The sequence below is a fragment of the uncultured Ligilactobacillus sp. genome (genome assembly GCF_948826705.1).
In the GTDB taxonomy this organism is placed as follows: domain Bacteria; phylum Bacillota; class Bacilli; order Lactobacillales; family Lactobacillaceae; genus Ligilactobacillus.
Window position 1 is genome coordinate 1 of record NZ_CAQLEL010000060.1, and the last position, 1,212, is coordinate 1,212.

General features: G+C 38.4%; 1 protein-coding gene. It reads right to left on the reverse strand.

Translation table 11 applies throughout. The features are described 5' to 3' along the window. The coding region (locus Q9Q35_RS03255; RefSeq protein WP_304652112.1) for a T7SS effector LXG polymorphic toxin at positions 1 to 1,197 on the reverse strand (1,197 nt) is incomplete at its 3' end. Positions 1,198 to 1,212 lie beyond the last annotated feature (15 nt).

The window sequence follows — 1,212 nt, forward strand, 5'->3', positions numbered from 1 at the left end:
CTCTTTTAAGGCACTGCTCTTGGCTTCTTTGAGATAGTCTTTGACTTTCAAGCTGCCTTTTTGCTGAGGAGATACGATCTTTTTAGTATCGTAGATATACAATTGTTTGGCTAATTTTTCACCGCCTTTGACGACATTAGCTTTGATATCGATCAAAACACGCATGTTTTTCTTGGATAGCCCTGATTTTGAGGTTTGAAATGCTTTGACGATATACTTGTTATCCAAATGCTCGATCAGCTTCTTCAAAGGTTTTTCTAACTTTTCTCGGGCAGCTTTTGGGAGATGTTTTTCTATTTCTTTGTACAACTCTTCTGCTGTCTTAAAACCGATCCGGCCTTTACTATCTTGCTTTAAGGCAGCTACTAAATATGCACTTACCAAATACTTTTGTGTATCTTTAGCGACCTTATATTTACCTTTGCCCCATTTTAGATCACCGATCATTTTTGAAATATCGTTCAATGTTCGTGTATCTAGATCTGTGCCACTCAACATCTCCAATGCTGGATTTCTTTTGATCACTGTTGCGCGCATATCCTTGTCGAATTTTTGTGAACTTATCAAATAATCAGTGTTGAATAGATACGAACCTGTGTTTAATGTCCCATAGCCCTTAGAAATTTCAGTTCCGATACTACCGACCGCTTTTTGCTGTAGCTCGAGTTGTTCATCGATCTTTTTAAAAGTTTCATTTTGATTTTCAAAGCGTGTGAGTCGTTGTTTTGTGTTCTCATACACTTTTCTCGTATCGGATAACGCGTTAGCTGTCCCATTGATACTCGGCACATGCACACTGACGATATCTGAAACACTACTGTATGTCCTTTTAAACGAAGCATCCAATTCTTTTAGTTCATTTTGCCTTCTACAAAGTGTTTGTTTTAATTCATCGATCGTTTGAGTATCGATCACCGCATTATCTGCAGTCTCTTTAACGATCTCTTTGAAGTCATCGATCTTTTGATCAAAGGTATTGACCAGACCGATCAATGCTTCTTCAAGTACTGTGATAAACGGGATCTTGTAGTTAGCATATTCTGCTTCAACGGCTTTTTTTACTTGACCTGCCAATGCATTACTTGTTTTGACTGAATCAGCTGCCATTTTAGCATCACTCAAACTTCCTAAAAGGCGCATCTTTGTCCGTGACAACTCATTTTTGGTCGCTAAGACTTCGCCTACATCAATTCTCATCTTCTAACACCCCCA